This is a genomic window from Leclercia sp., assembly GCF_036780805.1.
Classification (GTDB): domain Bacteria; phylum Pseudomonadota; class Gammaproteobacteria; order Enterobacterales; family Enterobacteriaceae; genus Enterobacter.
The window spans coordinates 1,243,527-1,258,410 of record NZ_DAIQCE010000001.1 but is presented as its reverse complement, the minus strand read 5'-3'; the positions used below and the strand labels follow the sequence as shown (position 1 = coordinate 1,258,410).

The window sequence follows — 14,884 nt, the reverse complement described above, 5'->3', positions numbered from 1 at the left end:
TCAGGAATTAGGTTGAAGCATGCGAATAGGGAAGGTTTTTTCCCCATTATTGCTGCCAGTACAATCGGCGTGACCGGCAGTCGGTGATTTGCACTCGATTGTCGGCACGATAAAGTTTGAACCGTCGCTACAGGTCATTTGTTCAGGATTGCTAATGCTTAGCGCGCCGTGCTGCACATTGCCGTTGGCTGGGCCACGGCAGGTTACGCCGCTGGATTGACGGACGCTGACGGTGCCATTGCCCTCGTCAAAGTTATATTGCAATTGCAGAGGGCGTCCGGTCAGCTTGTCCTGAATACCGCCATTCACGCGCCATTCGCCGTTGAGAAACTGCGCCGGGCCATCGGATAGCGTAGGGGGAAGCGTCAGCGGTTTGCCCTGCGCAGGTACTCCAGGCGGTGCGGTAACAGGTTGAACGGCAGGCGCCGTTTGGGTATCCATAGCGCCCGGTACCGGTGGAGGCGTTACTGGCTGGTCAACGCCGTTTTCACTCACAGCCACGGGCGGAGGGTTAACATCGCCATCAGCCTGCGTGGCAGGTTTCTCTCCCGGGATGGCGGGCGATATGGGCTCTCGAGCTTGCCGGGCGTCTGACGCAGTCACTTCTGAAGCGCCAGGGACGACAGTTGATCCAACGACAGTTTCTGAACCGGTACGGTTGACCTGGGCTGTAACCTCAGGGACCTTTACCCCAGGACGTGTAACGACAGGATCCGCCACGACGGCTGTTTTGTCTGTGGAGACGACGGGCAGACCGGGGAGGGAGAGTGAAGGTACACACCCGCGTAGCAGCCCCAGTAACAGCGCTAATAACAGTAATGCCAGTAGCAACCAGAGTAGCCAACGCCAGCTCCAGCGCCTGCGCACTACGGTTTCGACAACAGGTGCGACAGAAGAGGTTGTGGCTGCCTGTGCTGATACCAGAGGTGCGGCGGCCGCAAGAGGGGCCGCTGGTACCGAGGCTGGACTTAGCCAATGCATCGGACTACGCTGCTCACCCTCCGGATGAATAAATCCCCAGAAGGTAATAACCAGGATGCCGTTGACGAGATACACAAAGTCGTAATCGGGGAAGTGCGTCACGGACTTGAGCAACTGAGCAAAGACACGGCGATCGCCGCCAGCACCACTTTGCTCTGTATTGAGCAGCTGTTCGCTGAGTGACTGCACCGCCATCTGAAACTCACTAAACTGCTTGCGTGCTACTTCTCGCTCCGCCTCACTGGCTCCACTCCACGGGATGACATCGCCGGGAAAACTGCTGTACCAGTCGGTTCTGTCCCCGCCCTGGTCGTTTTGCGGTATGGCTAAATGACGTGCCAGATCGCGTCCAGCATCAAGACGGTAAATGGCTTCACGGAGCTGGAAAGCCATCTTGAAGACCGGATAGCCGGTTTCACCTAAAGCCTTAAATGAGGAGTTATGCCCGGTACGCAGCAGTGGTCCCTGAATTGAATTTCGCATTATCTAAACCTTGTAAGGCCATGATTTAACAAAAGCCACAGTGATGCAGGCTAATTTTTGCTCGCGCCAGGCGTCCATTCAAAATCCCAGCCATATTTTTTTGCCAGCGCCTCCCGATCCGGGAAGAAACTGTCAAGTCGCTCAACGTTGATGGTGCCATCGACGTTTTTGAGTCTGGCGATTGCCGCGACGTTATTGAGCTGATTGCTATCAGTCAGCGTCGATTTAATCGGCGGCTGATCGGGAACATAGAGGGTGATAGTGGCACCCGTTCCACGCCAGTTATCCGTCCCGCCGTAAATAAAGCTATAAATCAGGACCTCATCGATCTCTTGCCAGTTGCTGCCGTTGATGAAGAGCCATTCACCACCCCGATCGTTGCCTTCACGCAGATCTTCTTTCAGCAGCAGATAGGGCGGTTTGTCATAGTGTCCGAGGAACTTACTCAGCGCTTCGACACCTCCGATCTTGCCGTTTTTAAGCCGCACAAAAGCGGCGATATCAAGGTCGACAGACTTTGTGTTGTTGCCCTGAAGCCATGTCAGGTTGATTTTTATACGACCGTAATCTTTACGTTTTTCCAGATTAAGACTGGGATTGGCCTGGGTTAATTCCGTGCCGTCTGGCCTGGCGACGGGCAACGCGTGTTGTACCGGAGGGGGAAGGTCGCCAGCGGATGTTTTAGGCCACCACCAGGCGCAGGCAATCAGCAGCAGTAGCAACAACAGCAGCAGCAACAGCCATGGCAGAAAGCGTCGCCACCATGGGATAACGGCGACGGGTTGCGGGGTAGCTTTATTGACGATGGCCCAGTTAATCAGCACCGGTTCGCCCCCCACGCTATAACAGTGGAGATCCTGTGAATGCGTTAACAGGGTTTCTAGTGCCTGTGCTGATTGCTCTTCACCACGCGCCACCAGTTGGGCGATCAAACCTGCCAGAATATCCTGGTACTGCTGGCGTTTGCTTTGTACGGCGAGTTGCTCGGTGTCACTGAGCGCAGAGAAGGGTTTCGCCAGCCCCTGGCGTTCAGTCCACCACTCCAGGTGACCATGCGAACTACGACGAGCAGTGGCGTAAAGCAACGCCAGAGACGGTGGAAGATGACGGTGTATGAGCGCAACCGTCTCTTCATAGATTTTCAGCGTCGCTTCATCAATAGGCGCAGCAGTTGTTAAACGTTGCATAACCGAAATCTTGTTGTTGTGAATAATCTGCGCGGCATGCGTACACCCGCATATGAACAAGCCAGAGCCGTATTCTTCAGCGCGTAAAGAGGAGGCGCTACAGGAACGGCTCCTCTTTTTGCACCTTTAGCGAAGCGTATTGGCTTCCTCGAGGACTTTAATTTTCCGCTTGGCTTCAGCGACTTTCTTTTCAATTTCTGCAATTTCATTTGCGCTGCTGGCATGCTGAGATTGCCGTTGCAGGTCCTGCAACTGCTTAATTTCCCGCTGTTGTTCAGTGCTTGTGATTTTGCTGGATTTCAGTTGGGTGAGCGTTTGCGACAGATCCGAGCGCACGGCATTTAACCTTGCTTGTTCATCGGCAACCTGCTGATTAACATTTTGCTCCCGGTTTTGGGCGTAGGCTTGCTGTTGCTTTGCCGACTCATTTTTATACTGGCTGAGTCGAACCTGCTGCTCTTTTTGATCAACCTGCTGGCGATAACCCCCGGAAGTCGCGCAGCTCAGTTTGGTGATAAAGCTCGGGTCTTGTGTATGTAAATCACAGTCCTGCGGGGAGGTGGCACAGCCGGTAAGTACGATTACGGAGAGCAGGAGGTATTTTCTCATCTAATTGTCCATAAACTGAGTAAAATAACGCGGCTTTACAGGCTAAAGCCGCTGTAAAAAAAGGCCGATAAGGCTATCGGCCAAAGTTTGTTAGCCCAGAGAGATCGCCTGGCGTTGTTCGTAAAATTCGTTAGTCTCTTTTTCCAGGTCGCTAATCTTACTCGTCAGCGCTGCATACTCTTTATTCAGGCTTTCCATCTTGTTTTTATCAGGGGTTGAGGTGGCGGTTTGCCCCTGGAAAGCGACTTTATAGGCAGATTCTTTCTCCTTCATGCCTTTCATCGTCTCTTTCATCTTGCTGATATTGGCGTCGATTTGCGCTAGCTGGGCTTTAGCGCCCGCTTTATCAAAACCGGCCTGATCTTTTTGAATGCTAATTTTGGTTAAAGTGGCCTGGTTTTCGCTGATAACCTGCTTCATTGCGAGAGTTGATTTTTCCACCGCCGCAGTATCTTTGCTGATGTCCGTATCCATTGCCTGCAGGCGATCGGATGTCGAGGCATAATCTTTTTTCAGGCCATCAAGGTAGTAGTTAGCCGTCATACCCGCAGCACATCCCGCAGCGCCACCAATGGCTGCACCCGCTACCGCTTTTTTGGTATCGCCGGCCAGCGCGCCAACCAGCGCACCGAGGGCAGCACCTGACAACGCGCCAACACCACAACCTTGCGCGCCGGAAGCGCTAAAGAACCGGGATTGCTCTGTGGTGGTCAGACGCGGGTCGGGTTTTGTTCCAGATAGCAGAGAGCTTCCGGTATTGGCGCAGCCGCTTAATAACAGGGTTGCGGAAACCATGAGGCAGATAGCTGTTCGATTAAAGATAAGCACTTTTTTTTCCTTAAAATGAAATAAGCAACGCGATAAAGGCTGTGTGATAAATAAATTTTATTTAAGTAATGATGATGTAGGGGCAAATTAGAATTCTGCGTTTTTTATAGAATGAAAACAGATATCCCTACAAAACCAAAAAATCGCAATACTAAGCAAGGCATTAATTTCGTAGTGTAACTATTAAGAGGCGAATTGGCGGCTGTATATATTAATAGTCGTTTGCCATGCTAAAAATTGTTCTTATATCAATTTGTGATGCGGATCAAACTTACTCTGTTGATTTAATGTGCACAATAAATCGGTGTGAAACGATCCGTCGTGGCTTATCGATAGAGAGTAGCTTTGCTCAGCATCCATAAAAAAGCATTCTGATTATACTCCGTTCCTCCACGATGTGAATTTAATTTAACGCTGAATGAAGATTTGATTTACAGCGTTAATCTGTTGATTGAGAGAACTATTTTTATTAGCCAAAAAAACACCATAATTGGTAGTTGTGAATGGATTTTTTTCAGAAATCGGCTGTAAATTTGTAGTAAATGGTTGCAACTTCATGTTAACAAGGTTTCTAAATGATGCTGAACTATTTCAAATATATTTCTTGATTTCACCTTTTTCTAAATAAGATGGCTTGGTTACTTTCTTGAAAGTAATGTGGGTGAAAGTAGCCCGACAATAAAGTTTCTGGCCCGCCTCCTGGCGGATAAGCTGCTGGGTTTTATGACAGGTTCACCGATTCATGTAATTGTGAAGAACGAGCCAGCCATATCGGCGAGCCCAGGTGGCCGCGTCTTAAATAACAACGGGATTAACCAGAGTAATGCAACCCTCACGCGTGGACAGGAAGAACGGCTATTACCACCTGTTTAAGCTGTGATGTACTCCATCAAATTCCTGCTGCACAGCACCACCGCAGTGCACCCATCCCGCACCTCCTCACCAAAACAGTGAAACCTGATCCGCACAATTTCCCAATTCCCTAATAAACCTGACAAAAATTTCCTGGCACATACCTTGCTTAGCTAGATCTGAAAGGGCAGCACCACACAACATGAAAATAGCTGGCTAGGGTTCCGGTTCACTTTGGTGAATGGCTGGTCCAAGAGCTGGCGACCTCTGAGAGGTTACACGGCGGGACAAAAGCCCGGGAGACAGCAGCACCAGAGGGTGTCGCGCTGCCCCCTTATTTTGTGCCACTCAGAGGTAAAGCATGAAGAAAACGCCATTACTCCGCTCTCTTATCCTGTCGCTGGCGATGCTGGTCAGTCTCCCCACCGTTGCTGCCGTCAAAAAAGAGTTCAACGTCTGCTGGACCATCTACGCAGGCTGGATGCCCTGGGGCACCATCAGCACCAACAAAATCATCGATAAATGGGCCGACAAGTACGGCATCAAAATCAACGTTGTCCAGCTCAACGATTACATCGAATCCATCAACCAGTACACCGCCGGCCAGTTCGACGGCTGCACCATGACCAACATGGACGCGCTGACCATTCCGGCGGCGGGTGGGGTGGACTCCACGGCGCTAATCCTCGGCAGCTACTCGGAAGGCAACGACGGCGTAGTGATGAAAGGCGAGGGCAAAACCCTTACCGACCTGAAAGGCATGAAAATCTATCTGCCAGAGCTGTCCGTTTCCCACTACCTGTTGGTGCGCGGGCTGGAAAAAGCCGGACTAGCGGAGAAAGACGTCACCGTGGTGAATACCTCGGATGCGGATATCGTCTCGGCCTTTAATACCGCCAATGTACAGGCCGCCGTCGCCTGGAACCCGCAGCTTTCGGTCATCAAAGGCACGCCAAAAACCACCGAGGTGTTCAGCTCCTCGCAGGTGCCGGGCGAGCTGATCGACATGATGGTGGTCAACAGCGAAACCCTCAAGGACAACCCGGCGCTGGGCAAAGCGCTCACCGGCGCGTGGTACGAGATGATGGGCCTGATGAAAGCCCAGGATGCTAACGCCCTGAATGCGATGGCGGCGGCGTCCGGGACCGATCTCACCGGCTATCAGGCGCAGCTAAAAACCACCCACCTGTTCTACACCCCGCAGGACAACATCGCCTTTATCACCTCGGCGGAGCTGGCGAAAACCATGCAGCGGGTGGCGGCGTTCTCCTTTGAGAAAGGGCTGTTGGGCGATGGCGCGCAGAGCGCCGATTTTATCGGTATGCGCTTCCCGGGCAATGTGACCCAGGGTGATGCCAGCAACGTCAAACTGCGCTTTGACGACAGCTTCGTGAAAATGGCCGCTGCGGGCCAGCTGTAATGACTGACGGAGTCTCCATGCGCCAAATAAATCGTCATCCCACCCCGGGCATGCGGCTGATGCTGGTGATGTTGCCCTTCGTCCTGCTGCTGGCCGCCTACTTTTTTGGCTCGGCGGTGCGGCTTGAGGCTAACCCCCAGGACAAGCTGCTGCCCGGCCTGCAGCAGATGCTGGATGCGATCTCGCGGATGGCTTTTACCCCGGATAAACGCAGCGGCGAGTACCTGTTCTGGGTCGATACCCTGGTGAGCCTGGCCCGTCTGCTGGTGGGATTAGGGATCGCCTCGCTGATCGGCCTGTGCATCGGCGTCACCGCCGGGGTGTTTCCCCTGTGGCGCGCGTCGCTGTCGCCGCTGATGACGGTGCTGTCGTTGGTGCCGCCGCTGGCGATTTTACCGGTGCTGTTTATCGTCTTCGGGCTGGATGAGCTGTCGAAAGTGATGCTGATTGTTATCGGCATCACCCCGATGCTGGCGCGGGATCTGGAGCATCGCGCCTGTGAAATCCCGCCGGAGATCCTGATCAAAGCCCAGACCCTGGGGGCCAACAGCTGGACGCTGGTGCTGCGGGTGGTGCTGCCGCAGCTCCTGTCGCGCCTGCTCACCTCGCTGCGCCTGCTGCTCGGTTCCGCCTGGTTATTCCTCATCTCGGCGGAGGCGATCTCCTCCACCGCCGGGCTGGGTTACCGCATTTTCCTCGTCCGCCGCTATATGGCGATGGACGTGATTATCCCCTATGTCCTGTGGATCACCCTGCTGGCGTGGCTGATGGATCTGGCCCTGCGCCAGCTGCACAAAACCTGCTTCCCGTGGGCAGAAGGAGGGAAAGCATGAGTTTTATCACCATCAACAATATCTGGCAGGAGTACGGCGACCATGTGGTGCTGGAGCGCCTGAATCTGCAGATCAACGAGGGCGAGTTCTGCTCGATGGTCGGGGCGTCCGGCTGCGGGAAATCAACCTTTCTGCGCCTGCTGCTCGGGCAGGAGACGCCGAGCCGGGGCTCGATCACCCTGGACGGCAAACCGTTGACCGCCGAGCCGGACAGCCGCCGGGGCGTGGTATTCCAGCGCTACTCGGTCTTTCCGCACCTCAGCGTGCTGGATAACGTCGCCATCGGCCTCGAACTACCAAAATCCCCGCTGTTCGGACGGCTGTTTGGTGCGAAAAAACGCGCCGCGCGCGGGCAGGCCGCGGAGATGCTGAAAAAGGTCGGCCTTGGCCATGCCCTGGATAAATATCCCGCCCAGCTCTCCGGCGGCATGCAGCAGCGCCTCGCCATCGCTCAGGCCTTTATCATGCAGCCCCGCGTGTTGCTGCTGGACGAACCTTTTGGCGCGCTGGATCCCGGCATCCGCAAAGACATGCACGCGCTGCTGCTCCAGCTGTGGGGCGAAACCCGCATGACGGTGTTCATGGTCACCCACGATCTCTCCGAAGGCTTCAACCTCGGCACCCGCCTGCTGGTGTTCGACAAGGTGCGCCTCGATCCGCAGGCCCCAAACGCCTACGGGGCGCGCATCACCTATGACATCCCGCTCAACGAGACACGGCTCTCCAGCCTGAGCGGTTCGGCTCCCGACAACGTTTATGCCTTAAGGGGTTAACACTATGAATACGACTTTACGTGAAGAGATCCTGCCGGGCGGCGGCCACCTCTCGTTTGTGCTCAAACGCGGGCAGATCCTGCGCATGACCGACCTCGACGGCGGGGCGAACGTCAGTCTGATGATGCTCAACCCGCACGAGAAGAGCGAACGCCTGAACCTGCCGGACACCCTGAAAGGCCAGCACACCGCGCGCCTGACCGCCGGGCACTGCTTTTACTCCGATATGGGCCGGGTGCTGGCGGGCATTACCGCCGATACCAGCGGCTGGCACGATCCGTTCGGCGGCGTGCTCAATGCCGCCGAAGTGACGGAAAAATATGGCCAGGGACGTTATCAGGAGCTGCGCAACGGCTTCTTCCGCAACGGCACCGACAACCTGCTGGTGGAGATGGGCAAATGGGATCTCAACCTCGAAGACCTTCTGATGGTGGTCAACTTCTTCAGCAAAGTGACCGTGGATGCCCACGGGACGTTCAGCTTCCACCGCGGCCACTCGCAGCCGGGAAGTTACGTGGAGCTGTTCGCCCCGATGGACACCCTGATCGTCATGACCGCCCTGCAACATCCGATGGATCCCTCCACCGAGTATGCCCCGCGCCCGGTGCAGCTGAGCTGGCGGCAGGCAGAGGACGAGGAGGAGGCCATTAACGCGCTCCTCACGCGCCCGGAAAACGGCCGCGCCATCACCAACACCCAACTTTTCGCCCTGTAAGGAGCCGCAAGATGACTAATGTCCGCGAAAAACAGCCTCAGGAGGCGACCTTCCGCCACGTGATCCCGGCGGGCGAGCCGTACCTGTTTGAAGTGAAAAAGGGCCAGACCCTGCGCCTGCTGGATCTGGAGGGTAACCAGGCGGTGGATACTCTGTTCTATAACGCCGATAACCCGCGGGAGCGCTACGATGCTCAGCGCACGCTGCGTCGGCAGAACAACGCCTATCTGACTCGCGGCAGCGTGCTCTACTCGAACCTCGGCAACCCGCTGCTGACCATTGTGGCCGATACCTGCGGGCGTCACGACACCCTCGGGGGGGCCTGCGCTCAGGAGAGCAACACCGTGCGCTATGCCCTCGACAAACGCCATATGCACAGCTGTCGGGATAACTTCCTTTGCGCCTGTCTGCACGATGGCCGCCTGCAAAAGCGCGATATCGCGGCCAACATCAACTTCTTTATGAACGTGCCGGTGACTCCGCAGGGCGGGCTGACCTTTGCCGACGGTATCTCCGCGCCGGGCAAATACGTCGAGCTGCGCGCGGAGTGCAACGTCATCGTGCTGATCTCCAACTGCCCGCAGCTGAACAACCCCTGCAACGGCTGGAACCCGACCCCTGCGGAGGTGCTGGTATGGAACTGACGCCTACCCGCTGGCAGCGCCTGCGCCAGATGCTCTACCGCCTGTTTGCAGTGCGCGCCGGACGGATCCTGCCGTAAACGTTTTTTCCCCGTGGACGACCATGCGGTGAGCCAATTTTCGGCGGGACGACCCGCCACGATTGAGTCCGAACTATGTTGACGAAACTCCTGATTGCCAACCGCGGGGCGATTGCCTGCCGCATCCTGCGCACGCTGCGCGACATGAACATTGGCGGCGTGGCGGTCTATTCCGATGCGGATATCAGCAGCCTGCACATTCGTGAAGCCGATGAGGCCCTGAGCCTGGGCGACGGTCCGGCGGCGAACACCTATCTGGTCAGCGACAAAATCATCGCCGCGGCAAAAGCCAGCGGCGCTCAGGCGATCCATCCCGGCTACGGTTTTCTCTCAGAGAACGCCGCCTTTGCCGAAGCCTGCGAGGCGGCGGGGATTGCCTTCGTCGGCCCCACGCCGGAGCAGTTGCGCCTGTTTGGCCTGAAACACACCGCCCGGGCGCTGGCAAAAGCGCACGGCGTGCCGATGCTGGAGGGCACCGAACTGCTGGCGGACGTGAATGAGGCGCTGGAAGCAGCGGAACAGGTTGGCTACCCGGTGATGCTGAAAAGCACCGCGGGCGGGGGCGGGATCGGTATGCGCGTCTGTTATACCGCGATGGAACTCGATGATGCCTTCGACGCGGTTGTGCGGCTGGGGAAAAACAACTTCAGCGATGCGGGCGTGTTTATTGAGAAGTACATCGAGCGGGCGCGTCATCTCGAAGTGCAGCTGTTTGGCGACGGCGAAGGCGAGGTGATCGCCCTCGGCGTGCGCGACTGCTCGGTGCAGCGTCGGAACCAGAAGGTGCTGGAAGAGACGCCCGCGCCGAACCTGCCGGAGGGCATGGCGGACGCGCTCTGCCAGGCGGCGATCAAGCTCGGCAAAGCGGTTAACTACCGCAGCGCGGGCACCGTGGAGTTCGTCTACGACAGCGACGCCGCCCGGTTCTACTTCCTCGAGGTGAATACCCGGCTGCAGGTGGAGCACGGCGTCACCGAGCAGGTGTGGGGCGTGGATCTGGTACGCTGGATGATTGCGCTGGCGGCCGGAACCCTGCCTCCGCTGGCCGCTCTGGCGGAAAACCTGACCCCCGCGGGCCACGCCATTCAGGCGCGGGTGTATGCCGAAGATCCGGGCCGTCAGTTCCAGCCTTCACCCGGCCTGCTCACCGAGGTGGTGTTCCCGGCGGACGATCGCCGTAGCCTGCGTATCGACAGCTGGGTCGAGTCCGGCTGCGACGTGCCGCCCTTTTTTGATCCGATGCTGGCGAAAATCATCGCCTGGCAGCCCACGCGTGACGCGGCCATTGAGGCCCTGCACACCGCACTGGGCGAAACCCGCCTGTACGGAGTGGAGACCAACCGCAGCTACCTGCAACAGATTTTAACCTTCACGCCATTTGCCAGCGGTGAGCCCTGGACCCGCTGTCTGGAAGGGCTGACTTACCAGGCCGCAACCCTTGAGGTGCTGAGCGCCGGAACGCAAACCACGGTGCAGGATTATCCGGGGCGCACGGGTTACTGGGCGGTAGGGGTGCCACCGTCCGGGCCGATGGACAGCCGGGCGCTGCGTCTCGGCAACCGTCTGCTGGGCAACGACGATCGCGCCGCGGCGCTGGAGATCACCCTCAGCGGCCCGACGCTGAAATTCAACTGCGATGCGCAGCTGGTGGTGACCGGGGCAGAGATTGTCCTCACGCTGGACGGCGAGCCGCTGGACAACAACCGGGTGGTTGATGTTCGCAGCGGCATGACGCTACGGATGGGGGATATCACAGGCGACGGCGTGCGCAGCTATCTTTGTCTGCGCGGCGGGTTTAACGTTCCGGATTACCTCGGCAGCAAAAGCACCTTTACCCTCGGGCAGTTTGGCGGCCACGCCGGCCGCGCTCTGCGTACCGGCGACGTGCTGCACATTTCGCCCTTAACTTCGCCATGCCCGGAGCAGGCGCTGCCCCAGGCCTTACGCACCACCCTGAACGCCGTGCGCGAACTGCGGGTGATCTACGGCCCGCACGGCGCGCCGGAGTATTTCACCCCGGAATACATGCAGACCTTTTTTGCCACTGCCTGGGAAGTGCATTTCAACTCCAGCCGCACCGGCGTGCGCCTGATCGGCCCTAAACCCGAGTGGGTGCGCGACAGCGGCGGCGAGGCGGGGCTGCATCCGTCGAACATCCACGACAACCCTTACGCCATTGGCGCGGTGGATTTTACCGGCGATATGCCGGTGATCCTCGGCCCGGATGGCCCAAGCCTGGGCGGATTTGTCTGTCCGGTTACCATCATTGAGGCCGACCTGCACGCGGTCGGGCAGTTGAAAGCAGGGGATAAAGTGCGCTTTGTGCCCGTCGACATCGCCACCGCCCGACGTCTGGCCCAGGCGCAGGAGGCACAGATCCGCAGCCTGCATCCGCAGAACGTTGACTGGCAGCCTGTGGAAATCGCTTCGCCGGTGGTGCTGGAGCAGGGGCAGTCCGATAAACGGCTGGTAGCGCGCCTCTCCGGTGACACCCATCTGCTGCTGGAGATTGGCGACCCGGAGCTGGATCTGGTCCTGCGTTTTCGCGCCCACGCCCTGATGCAGGCCCTGGAGGCGCGGGCGCTGAACGGGGTGATCGATCTGACCCCCGGCATTCGCTCCCTGCAAATTCACTATCAACCCGAGGCGCTCAGCCTGACGGCGCTGCTGGAGGTGGTCTCTGGGTTGTGGCAGAGCGTTTGCGAGCAGGCGTCGCTGGAGGTGCCATCGCGCGTCGTCTGGCTGCCGCTCTCCTGGGACGATCCGGCCTGTCAGAAAGCTATCGATAAATACATGACCACCGTGCGGCGGGACGCGCCCTGGTGTCCGAGCAACCTCGAATTTATCCGCCGCATTAACGACCTGGCGAACGTGGATGAAGTCTACAAAACGGTGTTCGATGCCAGCTATCTGGTGATGGGGCTGGGGGATGTCTATCTCGGCGCGCCGGTAGCCACGCCGCTGGATCCGCGTCACCGTCTGGTGACCACCAAGTACAACCCGGCGCGCACCTGGACGGCGGAGAACTCGGTGGGCATCGGCGGGGCCTATCTGTGCGTCTACGGTATGGAAGGGCCGGGCGGGTATCAGTTTGTCGGGCGCACATTGCAGATGTGGAGCCGCTATCACGCGGTAGAGGATTTCGGCGGCAAGCCCTGGCTGCTGCGCTTCTTCGACCAGATCCGCTTCTACCCGGTCTCTGCCGACGAGCTGCTTACCATCCGCCGCGATTTCCCGCTGGGGCGTTACCCGCTGCGCATCGAGCACACCACCCTGAAGCTGGCCGACTATCAGCAGTTCCTCGCTGACGAAGCCCAGGGCATTGCGGCGTTTCGCACCCACCAGCAGGGGGCGTTTAAAGCCGAGCGCGAGCGCTGGATCGCTAACGGCCAGGCGCATTTCGACAGCAGCGACGTGCTGGCGGAGGAGGGCGAAGATACCCCGCTCATGCCAGGGCAGGCAGGCATCGACAGCCCGGTCTCCGGCAATCTGTGGCAGGTGAGCGTTGAGCCCGGTCAGCAGGTTCGCGAGGGCGATGTACTGGTGGTGCTGGAGTCGATGAAGATGGAGATCCCGCTGGTGGCCACGCAGGACGGGGTGGTCAGCCAGGTGCGCGTCCAGCCGGGCTCCCCGGTGCGCGCGGGTCAGTGTGTGGTGGTTCTGGAGAAAACAGCATGATGCATCCCTATGATTTACGCCTCGATGTACTGGCGCAGGCTTACCGCGACGGCCGCTTTACGCCGCGGGAGGTGATGGCCACCCTGCGTGAACGGGCGCTGGCGCTCAACCCTGAGTTCAATGCCTTTATTTATCTCCTCACGCCAGAGGAGCTGGAGCCGTACCTCGCCGCGCTGGAGGGCACGTCGCCGCAGACCCTGCCGCTCTACGGCGTGCCCTTTGCCATCAAGGACAATATCGATCTGGCGGGCATTGTCACCACCGCAGCCTGCCCGGCGTTTGCGTACCGGGCGGATCGGGATGCGACCATCGTGGCGCAGCTGATTGCGCTGGGGGCCCTTCCGCTGGGCAAAACCAATCTTGATCAGTTCGCCACCGGCTTAAACGGCACGCGCTCGCCCTATGGCCTCTGCCGCAACAGCGTCAACGCGGCCTATCCGGCGGGAGGATCCAGCTCCGGTTCGTCGCTGGCCGTGGCGCTGGGGCTGGCCAGCTTTGCTCTCGGCACCGACACCGCCGGAAGCGGGCGCGTGCCCGCGTCGCTGAATAACCTGGTGGGGCTGAAGGCGACCAAAGGGTTAGTCTCCACGGCGGGGGTAGTACCCGCCTGCCGCACTCTGGACTGCGTGACCTTCTTTACCGCCACCGCCGCCGAGGCCAGCCGGCTGCTGGCCCTGACGGCGGTGAAAGATCCGCGCGACGACTACAGCCGCGCCAATCCGGCATGGAACGGGGCGCAGGCGTTCGGCATGCCTGAAAAAGGTTTCCGCTTTGGCGTGCCGGACCGGCTGGAGTTTCTCGGCTGCGAGGAGAGCGAGGCGCTATTTCACGCTGCAAAAAACCGCTTAATCGCCCTGGGCGGTATCCCGGTGACCATCGACTTCACCCCGTTTTTAGCCGCGGCGACGCTGCTGTACGACGGCCCGTGGGTGGCGGAGCGTTATCACCTTGCCGGGAAACTGATCGAGCAGCAGCCGGAGGCGGTCCTGCCGGTGATCCGCGATGTGCTGCGCAAAGCGCCCGGCTTCGACGCGGTGGCGGCGTTTGGCGCCCAGTACAAGCTTCAGCATTTCAACACCCTCTGTGACGGCATCATGGCGGATCTCGACTGTGTGTTAACCCCGACCTATCCGCGCCCGGTGACCCTGGCGGAACTGGCGGAGGAGCCGGTAAAACGCAATTCCGAGCTGGGCGTCTACACCAACTTTATGAACCTGCTGGACTATGCCGCTGTGGCGGTGCCTGCGGGCTTCATGACGAACGGCCTGCCGTCAGGGGTGACGCTGTTTGGCCGGGCCTTTACCGATCAGTATCTGCTCAGCCTGGCCGATACGTTACAACGTCACCAGCAGCTGGCTCTGCCGGGCGGGCGTCAGATCCAGGCTGCGGAACCTGCAACGACAGCCACTCACGATCGCCTGTCGGTGGTGGTCTGTGGGGCGCATCTCGACGGACTGGCGCTGAACCACCAGCTGCGCCAGCGCGGGGCAACGCTCCGCCAGGCCACCCGCAGCGCGCCGCACTATCGGCTGTATGCGCTGGCCGACGGGAAACGCCCCGGCATGGTACGCGACCGCGAACAGGGGGCGGCCATTGCCGTTGAGGTGTGGGACCTGCCGCATGCCGAAGTGGGATCGTTTCTGGCCGGGATCCCGGCACCGCTGGGGCTGGGTAACGTTGAGCTGGAGGACGGGCGCTGGTTAACGGGGTTTATCTGCGAGGAGTATGGTCTGCAGGGGGCGCGTGATATCACATCGTTTGGCGGCTGGAGAGCCTGGCTTGCCCACCAGCGGTGAGCAGCCAG

General features: G+C 58.8%; 11 protein-coding genes and 1 riboswitch. Of the genes, 7 read left to right on the top strand and 4 right to left on the bottom strand.

Annotation, left to right across the window (positions count from 1 at the left end; translation table 11 throughout):
* The 4 genes from V7Q49_RS05880 to V7Q49_RS05865 all read right to left on the bottom strand — a co-directional run bounded on the left by V7Q49_RS05880 (position 1) and on the right by V7Q49_RS05865 (position 4,088).
* The gene (locus V7Q49_RS05880) at positions 1 to 1,464 is read right to left on the bottom strand and encodes an SrfA family protein (protein ID WP_333849804.1); all 1,464 of its coding nucleotides are present in this window, start codon (positions 1,462 to 1,464) and stop codon (positions 1 to 3) included.
* Positions 1,465 to 1,514: 50 nt separating this feature from the next.
* Complete coding sequence (locus V7Q49_RS05875; RefSeq protein WP_333849803.1) at positions 1,515 to 2,651, bottom strand: tellurite resistance domain protein; 1,137 nt, start codon at positions 2,649 to 2,651, stop codon at positions 1,515 to 1,517.
* A 126-nt stretch (positions 2,652 to 2,777) separates the two neighbouring features.
* The gene (locus V7Q49_RS05870; RefSeq protein WP_333849802.1) at positions 2,778 to 3,260 is read right to left on the bottom strand and encodes a hypothetical protein; all 483 of its coding nucleotides are present in this window, start codon (positions 3,258 to 3,260) and stop codon (positions 2,778 to 2,780) included.
* A gap of 90 nt (positions 3,261 to 3,350) precedes the next feature.
* Positions 3,351 to 4,088, bottom strand: a complete 738-nt coding sequence (locus V7Q49_RS05865; RefSeq protein WP_333849801.1) for a hypothetical protein — start codon at positions 4,086 to 4,088, stop codon at positions 3,351 to 3,353.
* Positions 4,089 to 5,145: 1,057 nt separating this feature from the next.
* A riboswitch (guanidine-I (ykkC/yxkD leader) is annotated at positions 5,146 to 5,244 on the top strand.
* A gap of 57 nt (positions 5,245 to 5,301) precedes the next feature.
* On the opposite strand from V7Q49_RS05865, the gene V7Q49_RS05860 reads away from it, so the two are divergent.
* From V7Q49_RS05860 to atzF, 7 genes are all read left to right on the top strand, one after another.
* The gene (locus V7Q49_RS05860; RefSeq protein ID WP_333849800.1) at positions 5,302 to 6,360 is read left to right on the top strand and encodes a putative urea ABC transporter substrate-binding protein; all 1,059 of its coding nucleotides are present in this window, start codon (positions 5,302 to 5,304) and stop codon (positions 6,358 to 6,360) included.
* A 17-nt stretch (positions 6,361 to 6,377) separates the two neighbouring features.
* On the top strand, positions 6,378 to 7,193 hold the full coding sequence (locus V7Q49_RS05855; RefSeq protein WP_333849799.1) for an ABC transporter permease: 816 nt from the start codon (positions 6,378 to 6,380) through the stop codon (positions 7,191 to 7,193).
* Positions 7,190 to 7,966 carry an ABC transporter ATP-binding protein gene (locus V7Q49_RS05850; protein ID WP_333849798.1) on the top strand — a complete coding sequence of 259 codons (777 nt, stop codon included), beginning with the start codon at positions 7,190 to 7,192 and terminating at the stop codon, positions 7,964 to 7,966. The genes V7Q49_RS05855 and V7Q49_RS05850 overlap by 4 nt, the downstream gene beginning before the upstream one ends.
* Before the next feature lie 4 nt (positions 7,967 to 7,970).
* Positions 7,971 to 8,681 carry an urea amidolyase associated protein UAAP1 gene (locus V7Q49_RS05845; protein ID WP_333849797.1) on the top strand — a complete coding sequence of 237 codons (711 nt, stop codon included), beginning with the start codon at positions 7,971 to 7,973 and terminating at the stop codon, positions 8,679 to 8,681.
* A gap of 11 nt (positions 8,682 to 8,692) precedes the next feature.
* Complete coding sequence (locus V7Q49_RS05840; RefSeq protein ID WP_333849796.1) at positions 8,693 to 9,325, top strand: urea amidolyase associated protein UAAP2; 633 nt, start codon at positions 8,693 to 8,695, stop codon at positions 9,323 to 9,325.
* Between the two features lie 152 nt (positions 9,326 to 9,477).
* A complete protein-coding gene (uca, locus tag V7Q49_RS05835) occupies positions 9,478 to 13,080 on the top strand; it encodes an urea carboxylase (protein ID WP_333849795.1) in 3,603 nt (1,200 codons plus the stop codon).
* Positions 13,077 to 14,876, top strand: coding sequence for an allophanate hydrolase (atzF, locus tag V7Q49_RS05830; RefSeq protein WP_333849794.1), 1,800 nt, complete (start codon positions 13,077 to 13,079; stop codon positions 14,874 to 14,876). Before uca ends, atzF begins: the two co-directional genes overlap by 4 nt.
* The last annotated feature ends 8 nt before the right edge of the window (positions 14,877 to 14,884 follow it).